This window comes from Actinosynnema sp. NPDC059797, assembly GCF_042732085.1.
Taxonomy (GTDB): domain Bacteria; phylum Actinomycetota; class Actinomycetes; order Mycobacteriales; family Pseudonocardiaceae; genus Actinosynnema.
The window spans coordinates 1-26,141 of record NZ_JBHWIE010000091.1 but is presented as its reverse complement, the minus strand read 5'-3'; the positions used below and the strand labels follow the sequence as shown (position 1 = coordinate 26,141).

Annotated in this window: 22 protein-coding genes; 11 read left to right on the top strand and 11 right to left on the bottom strand. The window is 72.4% G+C overall.

All coding sequences use genetic code 11. The annotated features are described in order from the left end of the window. The first annotated feature begins 123 nt into the window (after nt 1–123). Together ACFV4N_RS21345 and ACFV4N_RS21340 are read left to right on the top strand one after the other, a co-directional pair. Nucleotides 124–468: a bestrophin-like domain gene (locus tag ACFV4N_RS21345; RefSeq protein ID WP_499674310.1), complete on the top strand. Its 345-nt coding sequence runs from the start codon at nt 124–126 to the stop codon at nt 466–468. Next, nucleotides 465–1,646: a DUF6923 family protein gene (locus tag ACFV4N_RS21340; RefSeq protein ID WP_499674309.1), complete on the top strand. Its 1,182-nt coding sequence runs from the start codon at nt 465–467 to the stop codon at nt 1,644–1,646. Before ACFV4N_RS21345 ends, ACFV4N_RS21340 begins: the two co-directional genes overlap by 4 nt. 24 nt (nt 1,647–1,670) lie before the next feature. On the opposite strand, the gene urtE is transcribed toward ACFV4N_RS21340, so the two are convergent. Genes urtE through urtA form a run of 5 tightly spaced genes read right to left on the bottom strand, consistent with a single transcriptional unit; the run spans nt 1,671 to nt 6,267 of the window. After that, on the bottom strand, nt 1,671–2,366 hold the full coding sequence (urtE, locus tag ACFV4N_RS21335) for an urea ABC transporter ATP-binding subunit UrtE (protein WP_499674308.1): 696 nt from the start codon (nt 2,364–2,366) through the stop codon (nt 1,671–1,673). Further along, the gene (urtD, locus tag ACFV4N_RS21330) at nt 2,366–3,115 is read right to left on the bottom strand and encodes an urea ABC transporter ATP-binding protein UrtD (protein ID WP_499674307.1); all 750 of its coding nucleotides are present in this window, start codon (nt 3,113–3,115) and stop codon (nt 2,366–2,368) included. The genes urtE and urtD overlap by 1 nt, the downstream gene beginning before the upstream one ends. Then, nucleotides 3,112–4,167 carry an urea ABC transporter permease subunit UrtC gene (gene urtC / locus ACFV4N_RS21325; RefSeq protein WP_499674306.1) on the bottom strand — a complete coding sequence of 352 codons (1,056 nt, stop codon included), beginning with the start codon at nt 4,165–4,167 and terminating at the stop codon, nt 3,112–3,114. Before urtC ends, urtD begins: the two co-directional genes overlap by 4 nt. After that, the gene (urtB, locus tag ACFV4N_RS21320; RefSeq protein WP_499674305.1) at nt 4,164–5,039 is read right to left on the bottom strand and encodes an urea ABC transporter permease subunit UrtB; all 876 of its coding nucleotides are present in this window, start codon (nt 5,037–5,039) and stop codon (nt 4,164–4,166) included. Before urtB ends, urtC begins: the two co-directional genes overlap by 4 nt. Nucleotides 5,040–5,049: 10 nt before the next feature. Beyond that, nucleotides 5,050–6,267, bottom strand: a complete 1,218-nt coding sequence (gene urtA, locus ACFV4N_RS21315; protein ID WP_499674304.1) for an urea ABC transporter substrate-binding protein — start codon at nt 6,265–6,267, stop codon at nt 5,050–5,052. A gap of 244 nt (nt 6,268–6,511) precedes the next feature. Here urtA and ACFV4N_RS21310 point away from each other — a divergent pair, with 244 nt between their 5' ends. Then, the gene (locus tag ACFV4N_RS21310) at nt 6,512–7,645 is read left to right on the top strand and encodes a DUF418 domain-containing protein (protein ID WP_499674303.1); all 1,134 of its coding nucleotides are present in this window, start codon (nt 6,512–6,514) and stop codon (nt 7,643–7,645) included. A gap of 118 nt (nt 7,646–7,763) precedes the next feature. Further along, nucleotides 7,764–8,792 carry a serine hydrolase domain-containing protein gene (locus ACFV4N_RS21305; RefSeq protein ID WP_499674311.1) on the top strand — a complete coding sequence of 343 codons (1,029 nt, stop codon included), beginning with the start codon at nt 7,764–7,766 and terminating at the stop codon, nt 8,790–8,792. A 78-nt stretch (nt 8,793–8,870) separates the two neighbouring features. On the opposite strand, the gene ACFV4N_RS21300 is transcribed toward ACFV4N_RS21305, so the two are convergent. After that, nucleotides 8,871–9,299, bottom strand: a complete 429-nt coding sequence (locus ACFV4N_RS21300; RefSeq protein WP_499674302.1) for a nuclear transport factor 2 family protein — start codon at nt 9,297–9,299, stop codon at nt 8,871–8,873. A gap of 90 nt (nt 9,300–9,389) precedes the next feature. Here ACFV4N_RS21300 and ACFV4N_RS21295 point away from each other — a divergent pair, with 90 nt between their 5' ends. After that, nucleotides 9,390–10,292, top strand: a complete 903-nt coding sequence (locus ACFV4N_RS21295) for a LysR family transcriptional regulator (protein ID WP_499674301.1) — start codon at nt 9,390–9,392, stop codon at nt 10,290–10,292. Here ACFV4N_RS21295 and ACFV4N_RS21290 read toward each other — a convergent pair. The 4 genes from ACFV4N_RS21290 to ACFV4N_RS21275 form a co-directional block, all read right to left on the bottom strand. Continuing rightward, on the bottom strand, nt 10,180–10,794 hold the full coding sequence (locus tag ACFV4N_RS21290) for an NACHT N-terminal helical domain 7-containing protein (protein WP_499674300.1): 615 nt from the start codon (nt 10,792–10,794) through the stop codon (nt 10,180–10,182). The two genes, ACFV4N_RS21295 and ACFV4N_RS21290, sit on opposite strands and share 113 nt — an antisense overlap. A gap of 155 nt (nt 10,795–10,949) precedes the next feature. Beyond that, the gene (locus ACFV4N_RS21285; RefSeq protein WP_499674299.1) at nt 10,950–13,151 is read right to left on the bottom strand and encodes a pectate lyase-like domain-containing protein; all 2,202 of its coding nucleotides are present in this window, start codon (nt 13,149–13,151) and stop codon (nt 10,950–10,952) included. Nucleotides 13,152–13,275: 124 nt separating this feature from the next. Next, nucleotides 13,276–14,736 (bottom strand): LacI family DNA-binding transcriptional regulator, encoded by a 1,461-nt coding sequence (locus ACFV4N_RS21280; RefSeq protein WP_499674298.1) that lies wholly within the window; start codon nt 14,734–14,736, stop codon nt 13,276–13,278. Between the two features lie 244 nt (nt 14,737–14,980). Next, the gene (locus ACFV4N_RS21275) at nt 14,981–16,204 is read right to left on the bottom strand and encodes an ROK family transcriptional regulator (protein ID WP_499674297.1); all 1,224 of its coding nucleotides are present in this window, start codon (nt 16,202–16,204) and stop codon (nt 14,981–14,983) included. Nucleotides 16,205–16,390: 186 nt separating this feature from the next. On the opposite strand from ACFV4N_RS21275, the gene ACFV4N_RS21270 reads away from it, so the two are divergent. From ACFV4N_RS21270 to ACFV4N_RS21245, 6 genes are read left to right on the top strand one after another with little or no spacing between them, the layout of a single operon-like run. After that, the gene (locus ACFV4N_RS21270) at nt 16,391–18,049 is read left to right on the top strand and encodes an ABC transporter substrate-binding protein (RefSeq protein ID WP_499674296.1); all 1,659 of its coding nucleotides are present in this window, start codon (nt 16,391–16,393) and stop codon (nt 18,047–18,049) included. Continuing rightward, nucleotides 18,046–19,146, top strand: a complete 1,101-nt coding sequence (locus tag ACFV4N_RS21265; protein WP_499674295.1) for an ABC transporter ATP-binding protein — start codon at nt 18,046–18,048, stop codon at nt 19,144–19,146. Before ACFV4N_RS21270 ends, ACFV4N_RS21265 begins: the two co-directional genes overlap by 4 nt. Beyond that, nucleotides 19,143–20,123: an ABC transporter permease gene (locus ACFV4N_RS21260; protein ID WP_499674294.1), complete on the top strand. Its 981-nt coding sequence runs from the start codon at nt 19,143–19,145 to the stop codon at nt 20,121–20,123. The genes ACFV4N_RS21265 and ACFV4N_RS21260 overlap by 4 nt, the downstream gene beginning before the upstream one ends. A 3-nt stretch (nt 20,124–20,126) precedes the next feature. Next, nucleotides 20,127–21,116, top strand: a complete 990-nt coding sequence (locus ACFV4N_RS21255; RefSeq protein ID WP_499674293.1) for an ABC transporter permease — start codon at nt 20,127–20,129, stop codon at nt 21,114–21,116. Further along, complete coding sequence (locus ACFV4N_RS21250) at nt 21,113–22,117, top strand: ABC transporter ATP-binding protein (protein WP_499674292.1); 1,005 nt, start codon at nt 21,113–21,115, stop codon at nt 22,115–22,117. Before ACFV4N_RS21255 ends, ACFV4N_RS21250 begins: the two co-directional genes overlap by 4 nt. Nucleotides 22,118–22,162: 45 nt before the next feature. Next, entirely contained in the window at nt 22,163–23,563 is a 1,401-nt protein-coding gene (locus tag ACFV4N_RS21245) for a GH1 family beta-glucosidase (RefSeq protein ID WP_499674291.1), read from the top strand. A 133-nt stretch (nt 23,564–23,696) separates the two neighbouring features. Here ACFV4N_RS21245 and ACFV4N_RS21240 read toward each other — a convergent pair whose 3' ends face one another. Beyond that, nucleotides 23,697–25,817: a discoidin domain-containing protein gene (locus tag ACFV4N_RS21240; RefSeq protein WP_499674290.1), complete on the bottom strand. Its 2,121-nt coding sequence runs from the start codon at nt 25,815–25,817 to the stop codon at nt 23,697–23,699. Nucleotides 25,818–26,141 lie beyond the last annotated feature (324 nt).

Sequence of the window (26,141 nt, the reverse complement as noted above, 5' to 3'; positions counted from 1 at the left end):
GCCCGCCCACTCGCCCGGCCCACGGCTACGACGTTGATCGAGGGGGGGGGGCGGGGACGGCGGGGGGGCCGGGTTCGCCCCACCCCCCCGGGGGGGCCGCCGCCCGCCCCCCGCCCCCGGCTGGTGGCGCAGGCGCCCACCGAGGACGAGTGGCAGGTCGACCGCAAGGCCGAGGCGACCGACCAGCTGTGGGAGGTCTACGAGGCCCGGCAGGCGCGGCTCGACGCGGCGGGCGGCTCGGTCAGCACCGTGGTGTGGTTCGTGCTGATCGCGGGCAGCGTGCTGTCGATCGTCCTGGCGCTGCTGTTCGGCGGTCCGCTCATGCGCACGCACGTGCTCATCGTGGCCACCCTCACCGCGACGATCACCCTGCTGCTCTACGCCACCTACCAGCTCCAGAACCCGTTCGGCGGCGGCGCGGAGGTGTCGCCGGAGGCGTTCGAGGCCGCGATCGAGCGATTCGGATGATCGAGTTCCTCGCGCTCGCGGCCTGCGCCACCATCCAGGTGGAGGCCGGTGGGCACGGGCCGTCCTCGGTGTTCGAGGTGCGGTTCCCGGAGGGCTCGTCGACCCCGCTCGGCACGCTGGACCGGCGCGTCAACGCCATCGGCTACTCCCACGCGCAGGACCTCGTCTACGGCGTGGACGACGACGGCAGGCTGATCGCCCTGAACCGCCAGGGCAGGCTGGTCGGCACCCCGACCAGGCCGGTGCACCTGCTGCGGCACGCGGTGGCCGGCGCGGTGGTGGGGGAGCGGCTGGTGGTGCGGGTGGGGCCGTGGCTGTACTCGGTCGACATCAACCCGCGCAGCCCGGGGTACGGCAGCATCTCGCACGAGGCGTCGCTGTGGCCGGCCGAGGGCCTGGACGTGGACGACTTCGACCACAACGCCGCCGACGGCCTCCTCTACGGCGTGTCCACGCACGGGCGCGGCTCCACCGTGGTGGCGATCAACCCGACCACCGGCCGGGTGACCAGGGTGCCGGGCGTCGGCAGGCTCCCGGGCGGGTCGAGCTACGGCGCGGTGACCCTGAGCCGCGACGGGTCGCTCTACGTGACGAACAACCGCAACGACGGCCGCAGCGTGCTGTACCGGGTGGCGCTGGACGGCTCGGGCACGGTCACCGAGATCACCTCGCGGCGCAGTCTGAACACGATCGACTCGTCGGGCTGCCTGGCGGCCCCGCCGGTGGTCGACCCGCCGGACCCGCCCACCACGACGACCACGCCGCCGCCCACCACGACGACGACCCCGCCACCCACCACGACGACACCACCCCGCACCACGACGCCCTCGCCGCCCACCACGACCACGGTGCCGGCGCCGGGCCCGGTCCCCTCGCCGCCACCGCCACCGCGCACGACCACCCGGGCCGCCCCGCCCCCGCCGGTCACGACCACCTCGCCGCCGACCAGGCCGGCGCCCGCGCCGGAGCCCCCGGAGCCCCCGGAGCCCCCGGACCTGCCGCCCGGAGCACTGCCGGCGGCGCCACCGGCGAACCTGGAGCCCCCCGAGCGGGAGGACACGGCCGAACCGGCGTTGCGGAACAACGTGCGCGACCAGCGCCGCTGGGGCCTGGCGGCGGTCCTGCTGATCATCGGCGCGGGCGCGGTGGCCCGACAAGCGGCCCACCGCCGCCGCTGACCCACGGCCCCGCCCCCCTCGGCCTCACACCGCCAGCATCCGCCGCACCTCCTCGTCGTGCAGCTCGGCCGCCGGTCCCGCGTGCACGACCTCGCCCGCGTCCATCACCACGAACCCGTCCGCCAACTGCAGCGCGAAGTCCAGGTACTGCTCGACCAGCAGCACGGTCAGCCCGGCCTCCCGGTGCAGCCGCTCCACGGCCGCCTCCACCTCGTCGATCACCGAGGGCTGGATCCCCTCGGTCGGCTCGTCGAGCAGCAGCAGCCGGGGCCGGGTGACCAGCGCCCGCGCGATGGCCAGCTGCTGCCGCTGCCCGCCGGACAGGAAACCGGCCGGCCGCTTGAACAGCCCGCGCAGCGCCGGGAACACGTCCAGCGCCTCGTCCACGGCCGACGCGTCGCGCCGGCCCGTCGCCTCCAGCGTCACCTGGAGGTTCTCCCACACCGTGAGCTGCGGGAACGACACGTGCCCCTGCGGCACGTACGCCATGCCCGCCCGCACCCGCCGGTGCGTCGGCGCCCTCGTCACGTCCTGCCCGTCGAACACCACGCGCCCCGCCGTGGGCGTCAGCGTGCCCATGATGGTCTTGAGCAGGGTCGTCTTGCCGACCCCGTTGCGCCCCATCACGCACACCAGCGACCCGGCGGGCACCTCCAGCCCCACGCCGAACAGCACCCGCGCCCGCCCGTAGGCCGCGTCCACACCCGTCACCGACAGCATCAGGTCACCGCCTCGCCCTTGGCCCGCCCCAGGTACACCTCGCGCACCCGGGGGTCGGCCCGCACCTCGGCGACCGAGCCCTCGCGCAGCACGCGCCCCTGGTGCAGCACGGTCACCTTGCGCGCGTACCGGCGCAGGAACTCCATGTCGTGCTCGACCACGACCACGGTGTGCGTGGCCGCGATCCGGTGCAGCAGCTCCCCGGTGCGCTCGCGCTCGGCCCGGCTCATGCCGGCCACCGGCTCGTCGAGCAGCAGCAGCCTCGGCCGCTGCACCAGCAGCATCCCGATCTCCAGCCACTGCCGCTGGCCGTGCGAGAGCACCCCGGCGGGCCGGTCCGCCAACGCGGTCAGGTCAGCCGCCTCCAGCGCCGCCGCCACCTCGTCGGACACCCCGCGCCGCCGCCGCAGCAGCGACCGCAGCGGCAGCCGGAAGCTGCCCGCCAGGTCGAGGTTCTCCACCACGGTCAGCTCCTCGAACACCGAGGCGGTCTGGAACGTCCGGCCCACGCCCAGCCGCACGATCCGGTGCTCCCGCTCGCCGACCAGCTCCTCGCCGCCGAACCGGACACTGCCCGACGCGGGCCTGGTCAACCCGGTGACCACGTCGATCAGGGTGGTCTTGCCCGCGCCGTTGGGCCCGATGAGGAAGCGCAGCTCGCCCTCCTCGACGGTGAGGTCCAGCCCGTCGACCGCCGCGAACCCGTCGAACACCACGCGCAGCCCGCGCACCTCCAGCAACGCCGTCACGCCGCCACCTCCGCGGACCGCGCGGGTCCGGCCTTCCGCGCCACCCGGTGCCGCACCGACTCGACGACCCCGGCGAGCCCGCGCGGCGCGAACACCAGCACGAGGATGAACAGCCCGCCCTGGAGGTACAGCCAGCCCTCGGCGAAGTCCTCGCTGAACAGCGTCTTGGCGTAGTTGACCGCGATGGCCCCGGCAACGGCGCCCGCGAGCGCGAACCGCCCGCCGACCGCCACGCCCACCAGCAGCTCCAGCGACGGCACGATGCCCAGCATCGCGGGGGAGATGATCCCCACCACCGGCACGAACAGCGCGCCCGCCAGCCCGGCCATCACCGCCGAGGCGGTGAAGGTGATCGTCTTGACGACCGCGGGGTCGTAGCCGAGGAACCGCACCCGGTCCTCGCCGTCGCGCACGGCCACCAGCAGCCGCCCGAACCGGCTGCGCACCAGCAGCTTCGCCACCAGGAACGTCGCGCCGAGCACGACGGCGGTGATCGCGTACACGGCGCGCTGCCCGTTCGGGTCGGTCAGGTCCAGCGCGAAGAACGAGCTGAAGTCGGTCAGCCCGTTCGTGCCGCCGGTCAGGCCCTGCTGCCCGACGAGCAGGATCACGAACGCGGCGGCCAGCGCCTGCGACAGGATGGCGAAGTACGCGCCGCGCACCCGCTGCCGGAACACCAGCAGGCCCAGCAGGAACGCCACCAGCCCCGGCAGCACCACCACCGCGGCCAGCGCGAACACCGGGTTGGCGAAGGGCGCCCACAGCGCGGGCAGCTCCTCGACGCCGCTCCACACCATGAAGTCCGGCAGCCCGGCCGGCCCGGCCTCCTCCAGCTTCAGGTACATGGCCATGGCGTAGCCGCCGAGGCCGAAGAACACCCCCTGGCCGAGGGTGAGCATCCCGCCCTTGCCCCACGCCAGGGCGATGCCGACCGCGACGATGGCGAAGCACAGGTACTTCGCCAGCAGGCCGAGGCGGAACGGGGACAGCGCGAACGGCGCCAGCGCCAGCAGCACGACGCACGCGACCAGCGAGATCCGGCCCAGGCTCATACCAGCGCCCTCCCCTTGAGCACGAACATGCCCTGCGGCCGGACCTGGAGGAACGCGATGACGACCACGAACACCAGGACCTTGGCCAGGCTCGCGTCGGTCCAGAACTCCAGGTAGCCGTTGAGGAACCCGAGCGCGACCGCGGCCAGCACCGCGCCGCGCAGTTGGCCGAGGCCGCCCGCGACGACGACCAGGAACGCGTCCACGATGTAGAAGGTGCCCAGGCCGGGCCCGACCGGGCCGACGAGCGTCAGCGCGACGCCCGCCACCCCGGCCAGTCCGGAACCGAGCAGGAACGTGAACCGGTCGACGCGGCCGGTGGCGATGCCGCTGTACCCGGCCAGCTCCCGGTTCTGCACCACCGCCCGCATCCGCCTGCCCTGCGGCAGCCGGGTCAGGTACCACCACACGCCGACCACGCACAGCGCGGCGAGGGCGATGATGAACACCCGGTTGTGCGGCAGGCGGACGCCGAGCACGTCGACGCCGCCCACCAGCCAGGCCGGCGCGGTCACCTGGACGTTCGGCGCGCCGAAGACGTCGCGCGCGAGCTGCTGGAGCACCAGGCTCACGCCCCAGGTGAGCAGCAGCGTGTCCAGCGGCCGCCCGTAGAACCGCCTGATCAGCGACCACTCCAGCAGTAGCCCCAGCGACCCGGCCACGGCGAAGGCCACCGGCAGGGCGAGCAGGAACGACTGGCTGGTCAGCCCTTGAAGGAGGTAGGCGGTGTAGGCGCCCGCCATGATGAACTCGCCGTGCGCCATGTTGATCACGCCCATCTGGCCGAACGTGAACGTCAGGCCGAGCGCGATGAGCAGGAGCACCGCGGCGATGCTCAGGCCGATGGGCAGTTGGTTGGCCAGTGCCTCCACGTGCGCCTCCTCAGCCCAGGCCGTTCGCCCAGTCGTAGCCCCGCAGGTAGGGGTCGGGTTCGATGGGGCCGTCGGAGGCCCACACCTCCTCGATCTGGCCGTCCGCCCGGACCACGCCGATGCGCGCGGTCTTGGCCACGTGCTGGTTCTCGCCGTCGATGGTGGTGGGCCCCTCGGGCGCGTCGATCGAGATGCCGCCCGCGGCCTTGCGCACCGCCTCCACCTCGGTGGTGCCCGCCTTCGCCACCGCCGCCGCCCACAGGTGGACCGCGTTGTAGCCGGCCTCCATCGGGTCGGAGGTCACCTTGTCCGCGCCGTACTTCGCCTTGAACGCCTTGACGAACGCCTCGTTCGCGGGGGTTGCGGTGGTCTGGTAGTAGTTCCACGCCACCAGGTGGCCGGCGACGTTCTCCGGGCCGATGCCCCTGACCTCCTCCTCGGCCACGCTCACCGACACCACGGGCGTGGACCCGGGCGTGATGCCGGCACCGCGGAGCTGCTTGAAGAACGCCACGTTGCTGTCGCCGTTGAGGGTGTTGAACACCGCGTCCGGCTCGGCGTCGGCGATCTTGTTGACCAGCGTGGAGTACTCCGTGTGCCCCAGGGGCGTGTACTCCTCGCCGAGCACCTCGATGCCCTTGGCCGCCGCGTAGGCCTTGATGACCTTGTTGGCGGTGCGGGGGAACACGTAGTCGCTGCCCACCAGGAACAGGCGCTTCCTGCCCTGCGCGACCAGGTAGTCCAGGGCGGGCACGATCTGCTGGTTGGTCGTCGCGCCCGTGTAGAAGATGTAGGGCGAGCTCTCCAGCCCCTCGTACTGGACCGGGTACCACAGCAGCGCCTTGTTGCGCTCGAACACCGGGAGCATCGCCTTGCGGCTGGCCGAGGTCCACCCGCCGAACACGGCGGCGACCCGGTCCTGCGAGATCAGCTTCTGCGCCTTCTCCGCGAACGTCGGCCAGTCGGACGCGCCGTCCTCGGTCACCGGCACCAGCTTCTTGCCCAGCACGCCGCCCTTGGCGTTGATCTCCTCGACGGCGAGCAGCTCCGCGTCGCGGACGGTCACCTCGCTGATGGCCATGGTGCCGCTCAGGGAGTGCAGGACACCGATCTTGATCTCGTCGCCGGACTCGACCGCGCCCGAGCCGGGCTCGTCGACGCAGGCGGTGGTCAGCAGGACCGGAAGCAGGAGGGCGAGCAGACCTCGTCGTGGGGTTCTGGTGCGCACCGGCGGCTCCTTTCGGCTGGTGGAACCGCGAAGCTATGAACCGCGTGTTTCGTGCCGGATCCCCGGTGTTACGTTCGCGTGGCCAGGTGCTCACCGCGCTCCGCCGTGACCGAGTCGTTGCCGCACAAGGGCTTTTGGCCTCTATTCCCGATCGCGTGGGAGGTGCGGGTCCTCCGAAGGTAGGACCCCGGCGGGTACGGTCGAAGGACGTGCCGAGCGCGGCCGCGATCCTACGTTCGGGGGCATGAGCGGTCGGATTGCGGCACTGGACGTGCTGCGCGGGGTGGCGATCCTCGGAACCTTCGGCACGAACGCGTGGGTGTTCACGCACCCGGACGGTGCGAGCGGGTTCCTCAACCTCCTGGGCGGGGCCGACGACGACGGCGGCGCGCTGCTGCGCCTGCTGACGAACGGCAAGTTCCTCGCCCTGCTGTCGATCATGTTCGGCATCGGGCTGGCCATCCAGCACCGGTCGGCGCTGCGGCGGGGCGCCCGCTGGCCCGGCTGGTACCTGTGGCGCTCGGCCCTGCTGCTCGTCGAGGGCCTGCTGCACTACGTGCTGATCTTCGAGTTCGACGTGCTGATGTTCTACGCCGTGGTGTCCGTCGCGATCGCCTTCCTGGTCGGCCGCGGCGGGCGCGCGGTGAAGGGCTGGGCGATCGGCATCGGCCTGGTGCACGTGTCGCTGGTCGCCCTGATCACCCTCGCCCTGGTGTCCGGCGCGGCCGAGTTGGACGGCGGCCCGGTGCTGCCGGTCGACAGCTGGTGGACCCAGGTCCGGGACCGGGTCGAGCACTTCGCCTACTTCCGCGCCGAGGCGTTCTTCGTGCTGCCGCTGAGCGCGGTGCTCTTCCTGGCGGGCGCGCGGCTGTTCGGGGCCGGCGCGCTGGAGGACTCGCCGCGCGGCCTGCGCCTCCAGCGCCGCCTGGTGCTCTGGGGGCTGGGCCTGGGCGTGCCGCTGAACGTGCTCACCACCCTGGCCGGCCCGGACTGGTTCGCCGTGGACCGCTACCTGTGCGCGCCGCTGGTGGCGTTCGGCCTGCTGGGCGGCATCACGTGGCTGGTCAACCGGATGCGGGCGGAGCAGGGCGTCCTGCGCGCCGGCCTGAGCGCGGTCGGCCGGGCCGCGCTGAGCTGCTACGTCGCGCAGAACCTGCTGGCGTCCGCGCTCTGCTACCCGTGGGGCCTGGGCCTGGCGACGCGCTTCGGCGGCGCCTGGTTCACGGTCGCGGTCTGGTTCGCCGTCTCGGCCCTGCTGGTGGCGGGCGCGTCCTGGTGGCTGGCCAGGTTCTCCCGCGGCCCGGTGGAGGCCCTGTGGGACCGCGCCTACCGCGCGCCGCAACGGCTCACCCGCCCGCCGGCGGCCGACCGGGGGTGAGGTTCTCCGCAGGGGGAGCCGCCGGTTCTCCGCCGGGACCCCGCCCGGTTTCCCCCACGCGAGTCGGAGGTTTCCCGCATGGTCCCCCACCCGCCGCCTCCGTAGCGTCGACGCCGTGATGATCAAACCCCTGGCGCTGGTCGTGGCCCTCACCGCGACCGGCGCCCTTCCCCTGGACCAACTCGACACCTGGGTCGACAACCGCTGGGCCTCGGCGGCCCTCGTGCGGGTGGAGGACGGCGGCGGCACGAGGGCGCACGCCGCCGGCGAGGCCCGCGCGGACGGGCACTTCCGCATCGGCAGCGTCACCAAGACGTTCGTGGCGACCGTCGTGCTGCAACTGGTGGACGAGGGCGAGGTGGGCCTGGACGACCCGATCTCCCGGTACGTCGACGGCGTGCCGAAGGGCGACGAGATCACGGTGCGCCAGGTCCTGAACCACACCAGCGGCCTCTACGACTACGCCCACGGGGAGGGCTGGTCGACCAACCGCTGGCGCGGCGCCGAGCGGTTCCGATCCTACCGACCGGGCCAACTGCTCGCCGAGGCGTTCAGCCACCCGTCGAACTTCGACCCGGGCGAGGGCTGGCGCTACTCCAACACCAACTACGTCGTGGCCGGCGCGCTCGTCGAACGGGTCACCGGGCGGCCCTACGGCGACGAGGTCGCCGACCGGATCGTCGAACCCCTGGGCCTGCGGCACACCAGCGTGCCGGGCAACCGGCCGGGCCTGCCCCGCCCCCACGCCCGCGGCTACGCCGAGGTGGGCGGCCGCCTGGTCGACGCCACGCTGATGAACCCGTCGCTGGACTGGGCGGCCGGCGAGATGATCTCCACCGCCGGCGACCTCAACAGGTTCCTCGACGCCCTGCTGGGCGGGGACCTGATCAGCCCGGGGTCGCTGGCGGAGATGCGCACCGCGGAGGCGACGGGCTCGATCTTCGCCTACGGCCTGGGCCTGCAGCGCTACGACCTGCCGTGCGGCACCTCGGTCTGGGGTCATGGCGGCGAGCTGATCGGCTACCTGACCTACGCCGTCCGCGCCGACGACGGCAGGCGGGCCACCCTCTCGTACAACCCGCTGCCGGGAGAGGTGCCGGCCGAGGCCGTGATCGGCCTGTTCAGCGCGGTGTTCTGCCCGGCGTGACCGGCGGGTGGCGCCGCGGCCCCCTCCTCACGGACCGCGACGCCACCCGCCACCCCCGACACCGGCGCCGGACCGCGCTCAGGCGTCCTTCAACCGGGTCCGCACGTCGGCCAGCGGGTAGTTGTCCCAGAAGTAGGTGTCGGCGGCGTTCTGGTCCTGCGCGAAGTTGATCGCCTCGGCGATCTTCCCGTCCTCGATCCGGAACGCCAGCGCCCAGGTGATGTCCAGGCCCTCGGGGTTCGTGCTCCACCCGCGGTGCAGGTCGACGACCCAGTCACCGTCCGCGGCCAGGAACAGCGGCTCCGCCTTGAAGCCCGCCTTGGCCAGCTGGCCGAAGAAGTCCAGCACCTCGTCGGCGCCGACCTTCGTGCCCGACAGCGGGTGGCGGCCGGGGATCGTCCAGCGGATGTCATCGGCGAAGAACGCCTTCAACGCGGGGACGTCACCCGAGGCGTAGGCCTGGTAGTACGCGCGGATCAGCTCCACGTTGGGGTGGTCCTGGGACACCGGTTCGTTCCTCCTCGGGTGGCATGTGGCCCGTCAACCTCACCAGTGGCGGTCTCGGCAGTCCAATACCCGTGCCCATACCCTTTGGGCATGAGTCCCCTCGACGTGGACACGCGGGTGCTGCGCTACTTCGTGGCCGTGGCCGACCGGCTGAGCTTCACCAGGGCGGCACGGGACCTGTACGTGTCCCAACCAGCCCTGAGCAGGCAGATCCGCCAACTGGAGGAGGACCTGGGCGCGGACCTGTTCGTGCGCACCGGGCGGGAGATCCGCCTGACCGCGGCCGGCGCCGAGATGCTGCCCCTGGCCCGCGGCGTGCTGGACGAGTGGCGGGAGACCACCCGGGTGGTCCGCTCGGCCGCCGCCGCCGAGCGGAACGTCCTGCGGGTCGGCTTCGTCGCCTCCGGCGGCGGCAGCGTGGCCCGCCGCGCCAGGGCGGCGTTCGCCGGTGAGCGACCGGAGGTGACCATCGAGCCCAAGCGCTTCGACTGGGGCGGCGAACCCGACGCCCTCCGGCAGGGGCTGGTGGACGTGGCGTTCGTGTGGCTGCCGGCGGACACCGCGGGCCTCCGCTGCGAGGTCGTGGCGACCGAACCGAGGTACGTCGCCCTGTCCAGCGACCACCGCCTCACCGCGCAGGTGGAGGTAGCCATCGCGGACCTGGGCGACGAGCCCCTGATGTGGACGCGCAAGGCGCCCAGGGAGTGGGTCGACTGGTGGGCCGTCAACCCGCGCCCGGACGGCCGGGAGCCGGTGTGGGGCCCGGAGAACGACAACGTCGAGGAGATGCTGGAGCACGTCGCCACCGGTGCCGCCGTCTGCATCGGCCCGGAGTCGATGGCCCTCTACTACGCGCACCCCGACCTGGCGTGGCGCCCGATCACCGACATCGAGCCGCTGCGCATCGCGGTGGCGTGGGTGCCGGAGACGCGCAGCGAGGTCGTGCGGGCCTTCGTGGAGACGACCATCCGCTCAGCCGACCAGGTCGCGTAGGGCGGCCAGGGCGGAGGGCAGGTTGCGAGCCCTCGGCGCGTCGCCCCGCTCCGCCAGGTAGCGCTCGACGAACCGCAGGACGTCCTGGTCGTCGGGGGGAGTCCTCCGCGTCGACCTCGCGGAGCCGGGCGTTGACCACCGCGTACCCGAGGGCGGGCACCTTGGCGGCCAGGACGCCCATCAGCAGCGACTTGCCCGCGCCGGGGTGGCCCAGGACGAGCAGGGGCAGGGCGGTGCTGTCCGGGCTCGCCAGGTGCGCGGCGGCCACCAGCTCCTGCCGGTCGACGCCCGACAGGCCCGTCAGCTTCGCGGACACGCCGTCGAGGACCTTGCGCAGCGACCCCATCGCCTCGTTCTTGGGGTCGATCAGCCCCAGCACGTCCCCGCCGGCGGCGAGGACCGCGCCACCCAGCGCCACGTCGGCCTTGTCGAACACCGGCCGCTCGTACCGGCCGAGGACCCGGAGCGCTCCGGCGTACGTGAACAGGGCGGGACGCGACACGTGCACTCCATCAGCCGGCGATATCGGCCGATCCTAGGTACCCAGCCGGAAGGCCGGACCGCAATTCGCGGGGGACGGCGAACGCCCCGCCCGGTCCGAAGACCGGGCGGGGCGCGCGGAGGTCACGAGGCGTTCACCTCACCGGGGCGTTCACCTCACGGGTAGTTGACCACGTACCGCTGCTGCGTGGCCGTGTTCGCCGGGCCGCCGACGCCGTTGATCACGTTGTCGATCGTGCCGACACCGCCCAGCGACACCGTCACCAGGTCGTGCATCCGCACGCCCGGCCGGTTGGGCACCTCGAAGCCGTTCGCCGTCCGGATGCTCGGGTCGGCCTGGTTGAACGAGTACACGCCCAGGCCCCAGCCCTCGTGGCTGGTGACGTGGTCGGCCACCTTGTACCCGGCCCAGCCCAGCTGCGAGCCGTTCATCCACGCGGCCTGGTTCGGCGGGTCGTACGGCAGCTCGTTCTGGTAGAAGTACGTGCGACCGCCGTTGCCGTTCCAGATCGTGTTGTACTGCTGGTAGTGCTCGACGAACAACCCGTACGCGGTGACGTTGTCGCCGTTGACGATCACGCCGTTGCGCCCGGTGTTGGCGGTCCAGCCCGTGGGGCCCGTGCCGTGGTCGGCGCGCCACACCCACGTGTGGTCGATGATCACGTCGTCGCTGTTGACCTCCAGCGAGACCGTCGCCTTGCCCGCCTGGGGGCCGCCGACGCGCAGGTACACGTCGTGCATCGAGGTCGGGTTGGCGGCGTGGGAGGCCGACGAGTTCGCCGGGCCGAGCTGGAGCAGCACGGGGGAGTTCTGCACGCCCGCGTCGACGAGGAAGCCCGCGAGCTTCACACCGTCCACATCGGACACGGCCATGGCCGGCTTGCCGGTGTCGGGCGAGAGGGTCGCGAGCCCCAGGCCCAGCACCACGGTGTTCGGCCGGGTGACGTTGATCGTGTCGGTCAGGCGGTGCACGCCGGGCGTCAGCAGCAGGTGCTTGCCCTGCGCGAGGGCCGCGTTCGTCGTCGCGACGGGCGTGCCCGGCTTGACGATGAAGAAGTCGGCCAGCGAGATGGACTGGCCGGCGGGCGCGCCGCCCTCCCAGCTCGTGCCGCGCGAGTTCTGCCGCAGCGCCGGGACGAACACCTTGTACTCGCCGTTCTCGAAGTACAGGAACGGCTTCTCGCGCACGACCGGCGTGGTGTCGACCGTGGTGTGCGACGGGTTCGGGAAGTGCTGCGGGGGAGCGCCCGGCGAGCCGACGAACACCATGTTCCACACCGAACCGGTCCAGCCGCCCGCGAGGTTGCTGTTGCGGGTCAGGAACTGCTGCTGCGAACCGGACACGGTCAGGCCGTCGATCTTGCTGTCCACGATGAGACCGCCGGACGCCCAGCCGTCGCCGCCGTTCCACAGCTGCACCTGGCCGCTGAGGTGCATGCGCCGGTACGACGCCGCCTGCGACACGGCCCACCGCTCGATCTGGCCGGCCGGCAGGTTGACGAACAGGTTCTCGGCCTGGCGCCAGAAGTTCTGGGTGGCGTTGCCGAGGTTGTTCGGGTTGTCGCCCTGCTGCAACCAGTCCGCCTCGACGCGCACGTGGCCGTTGAGCCGCACGTCGTCCGGGCGCAGGCCGAGGCCCGCCACCTGGGTGTAGAAGCGCAGGTTCACGTCGGCGTCGTACACGCCGGGCTTGTAGAGCACGGCGTACCGCTCGGAACCGAACTGGTTGGTCTTCATCTGCGCGGAGATGGCGTCGAGCCTGCTCTGCATCGCCGCCCGGTCGTAACCCGGCCCGTACACCAGCACGTTCGGGCCGAAGTCCGGGTTGCGCGGGTCGGTCGGCGGCACGACCGGCCCGCCGGTGGTCTCGGTGTTGACCGACAACTCCCACAGGGAGTAGCCGTAACCGGTGGCGCGCGCCGTGCCGTACACCCGGACGTAGCGGCCGGAGCCCGACACGGTCAGGTTCTGCACGCCGCCGGCGCCGGTGGTCGTGGAGTAGACGGTGTTCCAGGTGGACGCGTTGTCGGAGAGCTGGACCTGGAACGCGCGCCCGTAGGCGGCCTCCCAGGTCAGCGAGACGCGGCAGACCTGCTGCGCGGAACCCAGGTCGACCTGGATCCACTGCGGGTCGGCGAAGGCGCTGGACCAGCGGGTGCCGGTGTTGCCGTCGACCGCGGCGGAGGCGGGCGTGCCGCCGTTCTCCGCGGACGACGCGGTCGCCGGCCGGTTCAGCGCCGCGTTCGCGGTGCCGCACTCGGCGGCCTGCGCGGCGGGGGACAGGGGGCTGATCACCGTCGCGAGGCCGACGGCCAGCGCGGCGGTCAACACGCCGAAACGGGGATGGGGAGAGCTCATGGTCCTACCTGACTAGGTAAGGGGCGGCAGAGGCCCGGAGCTGTGCCTCCGTGGCACCGGAGGCGCTTGAGAGAGCGCTCTCTCGGAGCGTAACGCCGAGGTTGCGAGAACGTCAACGGACGTCTCAAGCGGACTCGCGCACCACCAGCGCGGGTTCGTGGATGACCGACCTGGGGGGCGAAGCCGGGTCGTCCACGTGGTCCAGCAGCAACCGGGCCATGTCGGCGGCCATGTCCTCGACCGGCTGGCGCACCGTGGTCAGGCGCGGGCGGCAGGTCAGCGCGGGCCCGCTGTCGTCGAAGCCGATGAGCGCCACGTCCTCCGGCACGCGGCGGCCGTGCTTGTGCAGCACCGCCAACGCGCCCTGCGCCATCAGGTCGTTCGCCGCGAACACGCCGTCGATGCCGGGGTGCTCGGCCAGCAGCCGCTCCATCGCCGCCTCGCCGCTGGCCGCGGTGAACCCGCCCTCGGCGATCGGGACGTACGGGGAACCGTGGCGCGCCACCGCGTCCCGGAACCCGGTCAGCCGGTCCTGCGACGCCGGGACGTCGAGCGGTCCCGAGATCGTGGCGACCTGCCGGCAGCCGCGCTCGACCAGCCGGTCCGCGGCGAGCTTCGCGCCCGCCTGGTGGTCGAGGTCGACGTAGCTGATCGGCATCGGCCGCGCGGGCCGGGCGAACAGCACGGCGGGCAACTTCGCGTCGACCAGGCGGGCGGGCAGCGGGTCCTCGGCGTGCGTGGAGACCAGCAGCGCGCCGTCCGCGCTGCCCTGCCGCAGGAAGGCCAGCACGTCGTCGCGGGCGCGCCCGGTGTCGGAGACCATGAGCACCGGGTGCACCCCGCGCGTGCGCAGGAAGCCCAGCACGCCGCTGGCCACCCGGCCGAAGAACGGGTCGGAGAGCACCCGCGAGGCGAACGCGTCCTCCTCGCCCGGCTCGCCCGCGCCGGAGACCACCAGCGCGATCGTCCCGGCCCGCTTGGTCACCAGCGAGCGGGCCGCGCGGTTGGGCGCGTAGCCGACCTCGTCGATGGCCGCGCGCACGACCTCCTGGATCCTGCGGTCGACGTTGCGGGTGCCGTTGACGACCCGGGAGACGGTGGCCCGGGACACGCCGGCGACCCGTGCCACGTCCTCCAACGTCGGCGGGGTCGACGGCGGTCTGCTCATGGGCTCATTCTGCCACGTCCGGAGAGCGCTCTCCGATCCTGAGGACGTGTCGCCCGCGCTGCGCCCCACCAGCAGGGCGACGTCCCGGTCCACCTCCCGGCCGGCCGGGGTCCAGCGCCGGAACACCCGGTCGGGCAGCTCCACCCGCACCTCGACGACCTCGCCCGAACCCGCCTCGGCGTGCGCCCAACCGACCAGCCCGCAGCCCTCCGCGCAGACCCGCACCAGCTCGCGGCCCGGTCGCCGGCCGGTGTCGCGCACCCGGACCAGCGCGCCGCCGGGCGTGACCTCGGCGACCTCGCGCAGGCCGTCGACGAACGACACCACCGAGTCGGGGTGGACGCCCGCGATGCCGCCGCCCTGGACGCGGGTGGCGGCGGCGTTCGGGCCGAGGACGGCGACCCTCGCGGTCGACACCCCAACCCGCAACTCGCGGCACCTGAACGTACGACTCGCAAGCCCTGAACGTACGACTCGCGATGCCCCGGTGGACGACACGCGATGCCGGAGTGGAGGACACGCGCGGTGGGAGCGCTCTCGCCCGGCGTGTCCTCCGGTCGGGCATCGCGTGTCCTCCGGTCGGGCGCGGTGAGTCGTACGTTCGAGGTGGGTGAGTCGTACGTTCGGGAAGGTGAAGTGCGAACCGGGGAGTAGGTGGGGGTTAGGCGATGTTCGAGTGCGGGGCCGGTTTGCGCGGGTCGGAGGCGCCTTCCAGGAGGGCCGCCACGGGGAGGGTGGCGGCGCCCACGGCCACGGCGTCCGGGCCGAAGTGGCCCAGGCGGATCGAGATCTGGTCGAACGGGTGGCGCAGGGCGTGGGCGCGGGTGGCGGCGACGATCCGGTCCAGTTGGTGCGCGCCCAGGGCCAGGCCGGCCCAGCCGCCCAGGACGATGCGCTCGGGGTTGAACAGGTTGACCAGGTTGGCGATGCCCGCGCCGAGGTAGCCGGCCGTCTCGTCCAGCACGCGGGCGGCGGTCCGGGAGTGCCCGGCGGCGGCGATCAGGGCGGCCACCGTGGACTGCTCGTCGGCGCCGGAGAGGTTGCGGCCCCTGGCTTTCCGGTAGCGGTCGAGGATGCCCTCCGCGCCGACGTAGGCTTCGAGGCACCCCAGGGCGCCGCACCGGCACGGCCGGCCGCCGTACACGATCGTGGTGTGCCCCCACTCGCCCGCCGAGCTGGTCGCGCCCCGGTAGACGCCGCCGTCGGCGACCACGGCCGCCCCGACGCCCGAGCCGATGAGGGCTATCACGACGTGCCGCGCGCCGCGTCCCGCGCCGAACCACATCTCGGCCTGGCCCTGCGTCTTGGCCCCGTTCTCGACGTACAGCGGCCACGCGCCGCCGGCCGCCCGGATCAGCTCCTCCAGCCGCACGCCGTCCCAGCCGATCGTGGGCGCGTGCACCACGGCCGACGCGCCCTGCTCGACCGTCCCGGGCACGCCGATCCCGACGCCGAGCACGGTCGAGACCGGGATGCCCGCCGCCGCGACCACCTCCCGGACCGAGGACGCGATCAGCGAGGCGACGGCGCCGGGGGAGGAGGGCGACAGCGCGTGGTCGCGGGCGGCGAGCTGGGTCAGCGCCAGGTCGAACAGCTCGACCTTGATCCCGGTCTCGCCGACGTCCACCCCCACGACGTGCCCGAACCCCGGGTTCACGCGCAGCAGCACGCGCGGCCGGCCGCCGTCCGAGTCGACCGAGCCGGCCTCGACCACGAGCCCGTCCTCCACCAGCTCCGCGGTCACGTTCGACACCGTCGCGGCGGAGAGCCCGGACAGCCGCGACAGCTCGTACCTGCTCAACGGCCCGTCGAAGAACAGCGTCGACAGCAGGGTCGCCCGGTTCTGGCGACGCAGGTCGCGGACGGTGGTGCGCTTCGGGGCCATGGCCCGAACCTTAGTTTGCGACTTAAAATTAGACTAAGTTTGTAACCTGTTCGTGATTGACGTGACTTGGCTCACCGGGGTTAGGTCTGCAACGACACGAGGACGCGTCGAGCGTCCCAACCGCGATGGCACCCGCGGTCCGCACCACCGAGAGCGCTCTCCCCCCGCCCCCGACAAGGAGAACCCATGCGACTCAGGCGAACGTCCGCCCTCGCCGTCGCGGCAGCACTGCTGTTCTCGGCAGCCTGTTCGACCTCGAACCCCGGCGCGAGCGGCAGCGCCAACGGCGTGCTGAACGTCGGCATGCCCAACGGCCCGCAGACCGAGAACAACAACCCGTTCCTCAACTCGTCGGCCGCCAGCTCGCTGGGCTACCGCAGGCTCATCTTCGAACCGCTGGCGATGGTCAACGAGACCAACCCCACGGAGAAGTTCAAGCCGTGGCTGGCCACCGAGTGGGAGTGGGCCGACAACTACAGCAAGCTGACCCTGACCGTCCGCGACGGCGTGACCTGGTCGGACGGCAAGCCGCTGACCGCCGAGGACGTGGCGTTCACCTTCGAGCTGCTCAAGGCCAACCCGGGCCTGAACATCGAGTCGGTCCCCTACGACCGGATCTCCTCCTCCGGCAACAAGGTCGAGGTCGGCTTCCCCCGGTCGCAGTTCGTCAACCAGAAGAAGATCTTCGAGCAGCTGATCGTGCCGAAGCACGTCTGGTCGGCCATCGCGAACCCGACCACCGAGACGGTCAAGAACCCGGTCGGCAGCGGCCCGTACACGCTGAAGACCTTCACGCCGCAGACCGTCACGCTGGCCGTGCGCGACTCGTACTGGCAGGACCTGCCGGCCGTCAAGGAGGTCCGCTACACCTCCTACAGCGACAACAACGCGCAGACCACCGCCCTCGCGACCGGCGCGTCCGAGTGGAGCTTCGTGTTCATCCCGAACTACGAGGCCGTCTACACCTCCAAGGACCCCGAGCACTACAAGCTCTGGTTCCCGCCGGTGCTGGGCATCCACGGCCTGTGGTTCAACACGAAGGTCAAGCCGTGGGACAACCCGGCGCTGCGCCGCGCGGTCAACATGGTGATCAACCGCGACGACATCTTCACCCAGGGCGAGGCCGGGTACTTCTACCCGAAGGTCGACAACGTCACCGGCATCCCGACGCCCGCCGGCTCGTCGTACATCGCGCCGGAGTTCAAGGACGAGATCGTGGAGGTCGACGTCGAGGCCGCCAAGAAGGAGCTGACCGACAACGGCTTCACCTTCGACGGCGACACCCTGAAGGACCCGTCGGGGCAGCCCGTCACGCTGAAGATGACCGTGCCCTCCGGCTGGTCGGACTACGTGACGAACCTGGAGATCATCAAGGACAACGTCTCCGAGATCGGCATCGAGGCGACCGTCGACCTGCCGAACGCCGACAGCTGGACCAAGGCGCTCGACACCGGTGACTTCCAGGCCGCGCTGCACTGGACCAACAACGGCCCGACGCCGTACGACATCTACCAGAACATCATGGACGGCGCGCTCTACAAGCCGGTCGGCGAGGGCGGCATCAACGGCAACTACGGCCGTTACGAGAACCCCGAGGCCACGGCGCTGCTCAACGAGTACGCCAACGCCGCCGACGACGCCGCCCGCACCGCGGCGCTGCACCAGCTCCAGCGGATCCACGTCCGCGACATGCCGGTCGCCATCACCTCCGCGGCCAACGCGGGCGGCCAGTACAGCACCAAGAACTGGACCGGCTGGCCGGACGACGCCAACCCGTACGCGCCGGTCCAGCCCACGCTGGAGAACGCGCTCGACGTCGTCCTGCACCTGAAGCCGGCCGCATGACGACGGGCACCGCACCGTCGGCCTCCGGGACCACCGCCGAGGTGGTCCTGGAGGCCGACGGCCTGACCAAGCACTTCCCGGTCCGCAAGCGCGGGCGCGAGCTGCTGTCCCGGGCGGTGCGCTCCGTGCGCGCGGTCGAGGACGTCACGCTCAGGCTGCACCGCGGCCGGGTCACCGCGCTGGTCGGCGAGTCCGGCTCGGGCAAGTCGACGGTGGCCCGCCTGCTGGCGCAGCTGTACCCCCAGACCTCCGGCACGGTCCGGCTGCACGGCGAGCCGGTCGACACCAAGGGCGGCAAGCGCTTCCGGGCGTACAGCAAGCGGGTCCAGCTGATCTTCCAGGACCCGTTCGCCTCGCTGAACCCCGTGCACACCGTGCGCTACCACCTGACCAGGGCGCTGAAGATCCACGGCAACGCGGGCCGCACGCCCGAGGAGCTGGAGCGGGCGCTCGCCGACCTGCTCACCCGCGTGCAGCTCACGCCGCCGGAGCGCTACGTCGACAAGTTCCCGCACGAGCTGTCCGGCGGCCAGCGCCAGCGCGTCGCCATCGCCCGCGCCCTGGGCGCGGACCCCGAGGTGCTGCTCGCCGACGAGCCGGTGTCGATGCTCGACGTGTCGATCCGCCTCGGCGTGCTCAACCTGCTGCGCGACCTGAAGGAACGCCTGGACCTGGCGATCCTCTACATCACCCACGACATCGCCTCGGCCCGCTACTTCGCCGACGAGACGTTCGTGATGTACGCGGGCGGCGTCGTCGAGGGCGGTGACAGCGAGACCGTCACGCAGCGGCCCGCCCACCCGTACACGCAGCTCCTCATCGACTCCGCGCCGGACCCCGACCGGCCCGCCGCCGAGGAGAAGGACGGCGGCACGGGCGAGCCGCCGTCGCTGATCAACCCGCCGCCGGGCTGCCGGTTCAACCCGCGCTGCCCGCACGCGATGAAGGTCTGCGCGGAGGAGGCTCCCCCGAGGTTCGCCCTGGGCGACGGGGAGGGCCACTTCGCCGCGTGCTGGCTCTACGGCGAGGACCTGACCGGCGCCGACCGCCTGCCGCTGCGCGCCGCCGGTGCCGACGGCCACGAGGGGGCGCCGTGAGCTTCATCCTCAAGCGCCTCGCGTTCTACCTGTTCACCGCGTGGGCCGCGATCACCATCAACTTCTTCATCCCGCGGCTCATCCCCGGCGACCCGGTGCAGGCCCTGATCACCCGGTCGCGCGGCCAGATGACCAGCGAGGCCGTGGAGTCGCTGTACGTCCTGTTCGGGCTGGACAAGAACGCCGGCCTGCTCGACCAGTACTTCACCTACCTGGCGCAGCTGCTGCGCGGCGACCTGGGCCTGTCGTTCACCTACTTCCCGTCACCGGTGTCGCAGGTCATCGGCGACGGCCTGCCGTGGACGCTCGGCCTGGTCGGCATCACCACCGTGCTCGGCTTCCTCATCGGCACGGCCCTGGGCACGGGCATCGGCTGGCGGCGCGGCTCGTGGGCCGACGCCCTGATCCCGGTGACCACGTTCCTGTCTTCCATCCCGTACTTCTGGCTCGGCCTCATCGCCATCGCGCTGCTCAGCGGCCCGGACAGCTTCTTCCCGGCGTCCGGCGCCTACGGCTCCGGCCTGGTGCCCAACCCGGACCTGGAGTTCATCGGCAGCGTGCTGCGGCACGGCCTGCTGCCCGCGCTCACCATCCTGGTCTCGTCCATGGCGGGCTGGATCCTGAGCATGCGCAACATGATGGTCACGGTGGCCTCCGAGGACTACGTGACCGTCGCGCACGCCAAGGGCCTGCCCGACCGGCGCGTCATGGTGGCCTACGCGGCCCGCAACGCGCTGCTGCCCAACGTGTCCGGCTTCGCGCTGTCGCTCGGCTTCATCGTCGGCGGCACGCTGCTGGTCGAGATCGTGTTCTCCTACCCGGGGCTCGGCCTCCAGCTGTTCCAGGCGGTCGGGGCCAAGGACTACCCGCTCATGCAGGGCATCTTCCTGATCATCACGCTGTCCGTGCTGCTGGCGAACTTCCTCGCCGACGTGGCCTACCTCGCGCTCGACCCGCGCACCCGACGGGAGGGCTGAGCCGTGACCGTCGTACCCACCACCGCGGCCGCGACCCCGGTCGCGACGCCGCCCAAGCGCCGCCGGCTGAGGTTCGTGGCCAACCCCAAGGCCACCACCGGCCTGGTGCTGCTGGGCTTCTTCGCCCTGATCGCGGTCATCGGGCCGTGGATCGCGCCCTACGACCCGTCGGCGCGCAGCGACGACCTGCTCCAACCGCCGTCCGCGGCGCACTGGTTCGGCACCACCCACCTCGGCCAGGACATCTTCAGCCAGGTCCTCGTGGGCACGCAGAGCGTGGTTGTCGTCGGCTTCGTGGCCGGCGTCGTCGCCACGATCCTGTCGGTGCTGGTCGGCGTGACCTCGGGCTACCTCGGCGGCGCGGGCAGCGAGGTGCTGTCCGCGCTGTCCAACGTGTTCCTGGTGCTCCCGGCGCTGCCGCTGATGATCATCGTCACGTCCACGCTGCCCGAGACCGGCACCCTCACCATCGCGCTGCTGATCGGCCTGACGTCCTGGGCGTGGGGCGCGCGGGTGCTGCGGGCGCAGACGCTGTCGCTGCGCCGCCGCGACTACGTGGAGGCCGCGCGGGCCACCGGCGAGTCGACCTGGCGGATCATCCTGTTCGAGATCCTGCCCAACCTCACCGCGGTCATCGCCTCCGGCTTCGTCGGCACGGTCATCTTCGCGGTGACGCTGGAGATCACGCTGGCGTTCATCGGCGTCGGCGCGGGCAGCGGCTGGAACTGGGGCACGGTCCTGTACTGGGCCCAGAGCCAGCAGGCGCTCGGCCAGGGCGCGTGGTGGTGGTTCGTGCCCGCCGGCCTGGCCATCGCGCTGCTGGGCACCGCGCTGTCGCTGGTGAACTTCGGCATCGACGAGTTCGTCAGCCCGCGGCTGCGCGGCGGCGGGAAGACCCGGGTGAGGACCGCCGACGGCCGGACCGTGCGGATGCGCGTCGGCTTCACGCCCGTGCTCGGCGAGGGCGCCAAGCCCGGCAAGGAGACCAAGTGAGCGACGCCGTGTTGGAGATCCGCGGCCTCAACGTGGACTACGGCCTGGGCGACGACGCGGTGCACGCCATCCGCGACGTCAACCTCACCCTGCACCGGGGCGAGGTGCTGGGCCTGGCGGGGGAGAGCGGCAGCGGCAAGTCCACCCTCGCCTACGGCCTCACCAGGCTGCTGCCGCCGCCGGGCGTCGTCCGGAGCGGCGAGGTGCTGTTCCACTCCGACGACGGCCCGGTGGACGTGCTCCGGATGACGGAGGAGGAGCTGCGGAGGTTCCGCTGGGCGGAGACCGCGATCGTGTTCCAGGGCGCGATGAACTCGCTCAACCCGGTGCAGCGCGTCTCCACCCAGCTCACCGACGTGATCAGGGCGCACGACCCGCGCAGCACCGGCGCGTCCCGCCTGGCCAGGGCCCGCGAGCTGCTGGAGCTGGTCGGCATCGCCGCCGACCGGCTGGACAGCTACCCGCACCAGCTCTCCGGCGGCATGCGCCAGCGCGTGATGATCGGCATGGCGCTCGCGCTGGAGCCGAAGGTCGTCATCATGGACGAGCCGACCACCGCGCTGGACGTGGTGGTGCAGCGGCAGATCCTGCGCCAGCTCGTCGAGCTGCGCGAGCGGCTGGGCTTCTCGGTCGTGTTCATCACCCACGACCTGTCCCTGCTGGTCGAGTTCTCCGACCGGATCGCGATCATGTACGGCGGGCGGGTCGTCGAGGAGGCGGCTTCCGCCCAGCTCTACCGGGAGCCGAAGCACCCCTACAGCCACGGGCTGCTGAACTCCTTCCCGGCCCTGCGCGGGCCCAAGCGCGAGCTGACCGGCATCCCGGGCTCGCCGCCGGACCTGCGGGCCATGCCGCCGGGCTGCTCGTTCCACCCACGCTGCCCGCACGCGATGGAGCGCTGCGGTGCGGAGGTCCCGGTGCTGGGCGTGCCCCACGACCACGTGGGTCCCGACCGCACCGTGGCCTGCTGGCTGCACCCCGTTCACGACGACGGGTTCTGAGACCGGGTCCACGACAACCCGGTCGAAGACCTCCTGAGGAGATCCATGGACACCACGGCGCCGACCGTCGGGCTCGACCCCGCGATCGACACCCTGCCCGCCTCGTTCCGCTGGGGCGTGGCGACCTCCGCGTACCAGATCGAGGGGGCGCACGACGAGGACGGTCGCACACCGTCCATCTGGGACACCTACTGCCGGACGCCCGGGATGGTGCACGACGGCGACAACGGCGACGTCGCCTGCGACCACTACCACCGGATGCCCGAGGACGTCGCGCTGATCGGCTCGCTCGGCGTGGACACCTACCGGTTCTCCGTGGCGTGGCCGCGGGTGCAGCCGGGCGGCAAGGGCCCGGTCAACCCGGCCGGCCTCGCGTTCTACGACCGGCTCGTGGACGAGCTGCTGGCCAAGGGCATCGACCCGTGGGTCACGCTGTACCACTGGGACCTGCCGCAGGAGCTGGAGGACGCGGGCGGCTGGCCCGCCCGCGACACCGCCCTCCGGTTCGCCGACTACTCGATGCTCGTCTTCGACGCCCTGTCCGACCGGGTGCGCGACTGGACCACGCTCAACGAGCCGTGGTGCTCGGCCATGCTCGGCTACTACGAGGGCCGCCAGGCGCCCGGCAGGCAGGACTTCGGCGCGGCCATCCACGCGGTGCACCACCTGCTGCTCGGCCACGGCCTGGCCACGCAGCGGATGCGCGAGGCGGCGACCACGCCCACCCGGTTCGGCATCACGCTCAACATGAGCCACTCCTCGCCGGCCACCGACAGCGAGGCCGACCGCGAGGCGGCCCGCCGCGCGGACGGCCTGTCCCGCCGCATCTACCTCGACCCGCTGGTCAAGGGCCACTACCCCGAGGACGTGGTGGCCGACCTGGCGCTGCGGGGCGTGGAGGTCCCGGTGGAGCCCGGCGACCTGGAGGTCATCCGGCAGCCCCTCGACGTGCTGGGCGTGAACTACTACTCCAGCCACAAGTTCTCCGGCGTCGACGAGCAGGGCAACACCGCGGGCGCCGACGGGCTGCCCGTCGACCGCGTGGTGCGGTTCGGCCTGCCGGTGACCGCGATGGACTGGGAGATCATCCCCGAGGGCTTCACCGAACTGCTGGTGCAGATCGGCCGGGAGTACCCGGGCGTGCCCATGGTGATCACCGAGAACGGCGCGGCGTTCGACGACGAGCCCGACGAGACCGGCTTCGTCCGGGACGACGACCGCACCGCGTACCTGGACTCGCACATCGCGGCCGTGGCCAGGGCGCGCCAACTGGGCGCGGACGTGCGCGGCTACTTCGCGTGGTCGCTGATGGACAACTTCGAGTGGTCTTACGGCTACGAGAAGAGGTTCGGCCTGGTGCACGTGGACTACGCCACCCAGGTCCGCACGCCGAAGAGCAGCGCGCTGTGGTACCGGGACGTCATCCGCCGGGTCAGGGGCAGCTGAGCGGTGCGCCGAGGGGCGCCCCGCGGTCGTGACGCGGGACGCCCCTCCTCGGTGCGCGCGACCCGCTCCGCGACGCGCACTGGGCAGGTGGCCGGGAGGACCCACTCCTCCCGGCCGCCGCCCGTTCCCCGGATCAGCGCCGGTAGACGCCGAACTCGTAGAGCGAGTAGCCCCACCCGGTGCCGCGCTGGGTGGCGTGCAGCCGCACGTAGCGGCCACTGGCCGTCACGTCGATCGAGTCGACCCCGCCGTCGCCGGTGGTCGTGGCGTGCACGGTCCGCCAGGAGTTCCCGTCGTCGGACACCTGGACCTCGTAGGCGCGGCCGAACGCGCCCTCCCACACGAGCTGCACGTGCTGGAAGGTGGTCACCGAGCCGAGGTCCACCCGCAGCCACTGGGGGTCGGACCAGTCGGTGGCCCAGCGCGTGCCCGCGTCGCCGTCCACGGCGTTCGACGGCGGGAAGGGGGCGCCGTCGCCCACCTGCTGGTGGGAGGAGGCCGTGGTGGGCTTGCCGAGGGCCGCGTTCACGCCCGCCGGCCGGGGCGCGACGACCCGCACCGACCTGGTCTCGATGCCGATGTTGCCGCGGCCGTCCTCGGCCATCACGTACACCTTCCACACGCCCAGCCGGTCGGGCGCGGTGACGGTGAGCCGGTTGCCGTCGACGCGCACCGGGGTGCCGGCCAGGCCGCCGCTGCCGTCGACGTACTTCGAGTTGAACGCGGCCGACCACGTGATCGGGTCGCCGTCCGGGTCGCCCGCCACCACGCCGATGTCCAGCGGCGCGCCCGCCGGGACCGAGGTGGGCAGGGTCATCGAGGAGATCACCGGCGGCGTGTTGGCCGGGGTGGCGCCGCCGAAGGCCCGCTGCACCGCGTAGAACGACAGCCGCTTCTTGCCCGCCGGGGTCAGGTTGAACCACACCGCGCCGAAGTCGTGCTCGGTGCCGTAGTGGAACAGCGTGCCGCCGAACGACACGCCCCGGTGACCGGTGATGCAGTTCCACGCCTGCGCGTAGCCGTCGCGCTTCTGCACGTCGGTGGGCTCGGCGGGCACGCCGTTGACGTCGTCGGGCACCTCCCACTCGCCGGCGGGGCCGGCCTCGGTGAGGAGGTACGGCTTGGTGTGGCCGCCCGCGATCCAGTCGTCGCGGACCTCGCACACGTTGCCGTAGGAGTTCACCGAGTACAGGTCGAGCGCGGGCGTGTGCGCCTTCAGGTACGCCCACGCGCCGGTCCACGCGTCGGTGTTGGTCACCGGGTGGTCGGCGTCGATGGCCTTGATGGCGAGCGCGGCCTCGTTGACGTACCTGGCGTAGGCGACGCGTTGGTCCTCCAGCTCGGCGCCCGAGTAGCAGTTCTGGAGGCCGAGGATGGACTCGTTGCCGACGTTCCACATGAGCACGCCGGGGTGGTCCTTGTAGGCCGTCACCCACTGCCGGATGGTGGCGAGCATGTCGGTCTTGTATGCGGTGTCGGTGACGTAGTCGACGCAGCCGCCGGAGCCGGGGCCGCCGCCGGGCTGGAGCCAGAAGCCGTTCATGACCCGGATGCCGTTGGCGGCGGCGGCGTCGAGCAGCGGGCGGGTGGAGGCGTCGGTGCCCCACGTGCGCAGGGTGTTGACGCCCAGGGACTTCAGCTCGGGCATGTGGCGGGCGGCGTCGGCGGCGGGCGGTCCCCAGGTCAGGCCCTTGACCGTCCACGGCTGCCCGTCGACGGTGAGCTGCCAGTTCCCCTGGGAGCCGGTGACGCGGACGCCGTTGCCGGGCTGGGGGTTGCCGCCGCCGGGCGTGCCGTAGACGCGGAACTCCCACAGGGAGTAGCCGTAGCCGTTGGCGCGCCGGGTGCCGTGCACGCGGACGTAGCGGCCGGAGCCGGTCACGTCGAAGCCCTGCCGGCCGCCGGTGCCGTTGGTGGTGGTGTGGACCGTGGTCCAGGTGGCGCCGTCACCGGAGACCTGGACCTGGAAGGCGGTGGCGTGGGCGGCCTCCCAGTCCAGTTCGACGCGGCTCAGGGTCGCGGTGGCGCCGAGGTCCACGCGCAGCCACTGCGGGTCGCTCCAGGCGCTGGCCCAGCGAGTGCCCGCGTCGCCGTCCACGGCCGCGGCCGCGGGGGTGCCGGCGCCCTCGGTCGAGGACGCGGTGGCGGGTTTGCCCTGCGAGAGCAGGGTGGGCGCGGCGGCCGCGGTGCCCGGGACGACTGCGAGTCCCAGGAGCAGTGCGGCCGCCGCGCCGGCGGATCGGAGGCGGTACATGGCGTCTCCTGCCGGATCAGTGGGTCGACATGCGGGAGAGCGCTCTCTCAACCCGGCTCGAAACGTTACGAACCGTCTACTCGTCTGTCAACGCACCGCCTCTTGACACCTGGGTGGAGCAACCAGCAGCCTAAGTCCGGAGAGCGCTCTCCCACCCATGCGGCCCACGTCGGCAGAAGGACGGAGGTGTCCCGAACACCCGGCCGCCGGGCACGTCCCACCTGCACACCTCCCCCGCCAACCCCCTCTCCCACCGGCGTGTCCTCCACTCGGGCACGGCGGGGGCGCCCCACCCCCCGCCCGGGGGGGGCGGGGGGGGCCCCC

Excerpts from the sequence above, each read along its gene's own strand:
- ACFV4N_RS21270 (WP_499674296.1), top strand. The coding sequence starts at position 16,391 with ATGCGACTCAGGCGAACGTCCGCCCTCGCCGTCGCGGCAGCACTGCTG.
- ACFV4N_RS21310 (WP_499674303.1), top strand. The coding sequence starts at position 6,512 with ATGAGCGGTCGGATTGCGGCACTGGACGTGCTGCGCGGGGTGGCGATC.
- urtC (WP_499674306.1), bottom strand. The coding sequence starts at position 4,167 with ATGAGCCTGGGCCGGATCTCGCTGGTCGCGTGCGTCGTGCTGCTGGCG.
- ACFV4N_RS21275 (WP_499674297.1), bottom strand. The coding sequence starts at position 16,204 with ATGGCCCCGAAGCGCACCACCGTCCGCGACCTGCGTCGCCAGAACCGG.
- ACFV4N_RS21285 (WP_499674299.1), bottom strand. The coding sequence starts at position 13,151 with ATGAGCTCTCCCCATCCCCGTTTCGGCGTGTTGACCGCCGCGCTGGCC.
- ACFV4N_RS21245 (WP_499674291.1), top strand. The coding sequence starts at position 22,163 with ATGGACACCACGGCGCCGACCGTCGGGCTCGACCCCGCGATCGACACC.
- urtE (WP_499674308.1), bottom strand. The coding sequence starts at position 2,366 with ATGCTGTCGGTGACGGGTGTGGACGCGGCCTACGGGCGGGCGCGGGTG.
- ACFV4N_RS21295 (WP_499674301.1), top strand. The coding sequence starts at position 9,390 with ATGAGTCCCCTCGACGTGGACACGCGGGTGCTGCGCTACTTCGTGGCC.
- ACFV4N_RS21265 (WP_499674295.1), top strand. The coding sequence starts at position 18,046 with ATGACGACGGGCACCGCACCGTCGGCCTCCGGGACCACCGCCGAGGTG.
- ACFV4N_RS21305 (WP_499674311.1), top strand. The coding sequence starts at position 7,764 with ATGATCAAACCCCTGGCGCTGGTCGTGGCCCTCACCGCGACCGGCGCC.
- ACFV4N_RS21340 (WP_499674309.1), top strand. The coding sequence starts at position 465 with ATGATCGAGTTCCTCGCGCTCGCGGCCTGCGCCACCATCCAGGTGGAG.
- ACFV4N_RS21240 (WP_499674290.1), bottom strand. The coding sequence starts at position 25,817 with ATGTACCGCCTCCGATCCGCCGGCGCGGCGGCCGCACTGCTCCTGGGA.